This window comes from uncultured Methylobacterium sp. (assembly GCF_964242245.1).
Classification (GTDB): Bacteria; Pseudomonadota; Alphaproteobacteria; order Rhizobiales; family Beijerinckiaceae; genus Methylobacterium.
In genome coordinates this window covers 1-2,827 of the sequence record NZ_CAXTBY010000218.1, presented here as the reverse complement: position 1 = coordinate 2,827, position 2,827 = coordinate 1, and the positions used below count along the sequence as shown (strand labels likewise).

Sequence of the window (2,827 nt, the reverse complement as noted above, 5' to 3'; positions counted from 1 at the left end):
GATCTTTGTTGCTTTGAGGAGTTCGCAAAGCGCGTCGCCATCGACCAGATCGATAGCAGGCGCGCCGTCCCGCGTCGCCTCCCGCCGGGCATCGGCAGTGAAATTGCTGGTTGTTAGGATCAGCCCTTTGTCTGCTCGACCCACCATTGCTCCCCGGAAGTCGCGCACGATCGGTGCTCCGATGGAATTCTTCCATTTCTTGCACTGGAAAAGAACATGAAACGACAGTAAATTTAAACGGAGCACGCCCACTCCATCAATTCCGCCGTCACCGGATCGGCCGGTTATCTCGACCTTTACGAAGCCCGACTCCCGCAGCAACCGCTGACAAAGACGTTCGAAAGCGCTAGGATCCATTGCAAGAAGAATGTCAAGCAACTGTTCCTTCCAAGAACGCTCGATAATCTCCTCGGATGCGGCGAGCTCTTCGTCTTCGTTCAAGGACTCGCCGTCCTTTCGTTTGCGCCGTGCCCTTTGCTTCGTGACGACCCGTTTCCAAAGTGCATCGAGATCGGCGTGGCTCATCGTTTGGCCGCGCGGAGTTAGATGACAGACGCCGCACCCACTATTATCGGCGGCTCCGTCCCATTTCAGATAGGTCCGAACCCAAGCCAACTGGTATTGGAAGTGTGTTCGACCGGTATCTCCATGCGGGATCGCTCTAGCTTCGTCCGACAGTTTAAGTCTGTCGGCGACGTCCTCCTCCATCTCCTCGATCGTTGCAGAGCCACCCCGTGCCTTCAGGGCGTCTGCCGCAGCCGCGAAATACTTATTCAGTTGCGGCAATAGTGGGTGTTTTTTCGCGCCATTGTGGAACTCACGCCGATGTATGTGTAGCAGGTACACCGATCCGCTTGATCTCCCAATGCAGCTCGACGCCGCTCGCCTCGCGCACGCGCCGGCGGACCTCTTCGCCCAATCCCTCGATGTCGGCAGCCGTCGCCCCGTCGCGGTTGATCAGGAAGTTGCAGTGCATCTCGGAGACCTGCGCGCCGCCGAGCGTGAGGCCGCGGCAACCGGCCGCGTCGATGAGCTGCCACGCCTTGCCGCCTTCGGGGTTCTTGAAGGTCGAGCCGCCGGTGCGTTCGCGGATCGGCTGGGCCGCCTCGCGCGCCGCCGTCACCCGCGCCATCTCCGCCTCGATCGCCTCGCGATCGCCCGGGCGCCCGCGGAACAGGGCGCCCGTGAAGATCACGTCGTCGGGCGCCGTCGCGTGGCGGTAGGTGAAGCCCATCTCGGCGTGGGTGAAGCTGCGCAGGTTGCCCGCCCGGTCGATGCCGCGCGCCTCGACCAGCACGTCGGTGGTCTCGCCGCCGTGCGCCCCGGCGTTCATGCGCAGCGCGCCGCCGACCGAGCCGGGGATGCCGCGGAAGAAGGCGAGCCCGTCCAGAGCGGCGTCGGCGGCGGCCTTGGCAAGCCGCAGGTCGGGGACCGCGGTGCCGGCACGCAGGGTGTCGCCGTCGACCGCGACCGAGCCGAAGGCCTTGCCGCCAAGCCGGACCGTCACCCCGGGGATGCCGCCGTCGCGCACGATCAGGTTCGAGCCCAGCCCGATCACCGTGACCGGGATTTTTGGATCGAGGCCGGCGAGGAGGTGCGCGAGGTCCGCCTCGTCGGCCGGGGTGAACAGCACCTGCGCCGGTCCGCCGACGCGGAACCACGTCAGGTCGGCGAGCGACGGGTTCGCCAGGAGCCGCCCGCGGAGGTTGGGCGCGGCGGCGCGGAGGGCGGCCGTGATGTCGGGGAAGACGGTCATGCTATCGTGACTAAGCCGATGCTCCACGGGCGCCAAGCCGGCGCGCACGCCTCGCGGAGGTGGCTGTCTCGAGTAGAGACGTCGTGTTCACCCGCGCTGCGGCGCGCAGCCTCAGCCGATTGCCGCGCAACACCGAATCGCTGATCCGCGAAAAGCTCCGGGTTCTCGCGGCCGATCCTGCCGCGCTCGCCAACAACGTGAAGGCGCTGAAGGGGGACGGAGACCGCTGCCGCCTGCGCGTCGGCGACTGGCGCGCGGTCTTCACGATCGAGGCGGATCGGGTCATTGTCCACGCGGTCGGACCTCGCGGCTCGATCTACGGCTAAGCAGACTTGCGTTGGCAGGCCAACGCTTCGTCCGCTTAGCGTTTTGTTTTGTCGCAGGTTCTTTTCGGAAAACCGCGGGGCACTTTTCCGGACCCTGCTCAGGAGGGCGACCGTGACCATCGTGCGAACCCGAACCCCCTCCGGGGAGGCGATCGTGATCCTGCCCGAAGCCGAATTCGAGCGCCTGCGTGAACTGGCGGAGGATGCCCTCGACGAGCGCATCATCGAGGCGTCGCAGGAGAAGCTGCAGTCGGGCGCGGAAGAACTTCTGACCGAAGCCGACCTCGACACGTTGCGCGCCGCGCCGAGCCCCCTCGCCTTCTGGCGGACCCGCCGAGGCATCGCCATCGACGCGCTCGCGCAGGATTGCGGCGTGCCGGAAGCAGCGGTGGCGGCGATCGAGCGGGGCGAGGACATCGCGGATCCTGCGCTCTACGAACGTCTGGCACGTGCCCTCGGGATCGACACCGAGGACATCGTTCCCGAGGCTGCCTGAGGCGGCAACGTCCGATGCTCACCCCTGCAGCGCCGCCAGCTCCCCCGGCAGCGCGTAGGCCCATTGCGTGATGTTGCCGGCGCCGAGACACACCACGTAGTCGCCGGGCTTGGCATGCGCGGCAATGATCCCGGCGAGGTCTTCCGGACGCTCCAGGGCTTGCGCGTCACGATGGCCGCGGGAGCGCAGGCCGGCGACGAGGCCGTCGCGGTCGATGCCCTCGATCGGCGCCTCGCCCGCCGCGTAGAC

The 2,827-nt window shown here is 66.5% G+C and carries 4 protein-coding genes and 1 pseudogene; 2 read left to right on the top strand and 3 right to left on the bottom strand.

What is annotated here, in order from left to right; translation table 11 throughout:
* Both ACFE8Y_RS21575 and murB read right to left on the bottom strand, forming a co-directional pair.
* Window positions 1–846 (bottom strand): restriction endonuclease (locus ACFE8Y_RS21575; protein ID WP_375466409.1); only part of this gene is annotated, 846 nt, incomplete at its 3' end.
* The gene (gene murB / locus ACFE8Y_RS21570) at window positions 818–1,756 is read right to left on the bottom strand and encodes a UDP-N-acetylmuramate dehydrogenase (RefSeq protein ID WP_375466408.1); all 939 of its coding nucleotides are present in this window, start codon (window positions 1,754–1,756) and stop codon (window positions 818–820) included. The genes murB and ACFE8Y_RS21575, both read right to left, overlap by 29 nt.
* Before the next feature lie 83 nt (window positions 1,757–1,839).
* Here murB and ACFE8Y_RS21565 point away from each other — a divergent pair, with 83 nt between their 5' ends.
* Together ACFE8Y_RS21565 and ACFE8Y_RS21560 are read left to right on the top strand one after the other, a co-directional pair.
* Entirely contained in the window at window positions 1,840–2,082 is a 243-nt protein-coding gene (locus tag ACFE8Y_RS21565; RefSeq protein WP_375466407.1) for a type II toxin-antitoxin system RelE/ParE family toxin, read from the top strand.
* Between the two features lie 154 nt (window positions 2,083–2,236).
* Window positions 2,237–2,578, top strand: a complete 342-nt coding sequence (locus ACFE8Y_RS21560; protein ID WP_375466406.1) for a helix-turn-helix domain-containing protein — start codon at window positions 2,237–2,239, stop codon at window positions 2,576–2,578.
* Window positions 2,579–2,596: 18 nt separating this feature from the next.
* Here the strand turns inward: ACFE8Y_RS21560 and murC are convergent.
* Window positions 2,597–2,827, bottom strand: a pseudogene (gene murC, locus ACFE8Y_RS21555) (UDP-N-acetylmuramate--L-alanine ligase); the annotation flags it as partial.

Coding starts and splice junctions, on each gene's coding strand:
- murB (WP_375466408.1), bottom strand. CDS start 1,756: ATGACCGTCTTCCCCGACATCACGGCCGCCCTCCGCGCCGCCGCGCCC.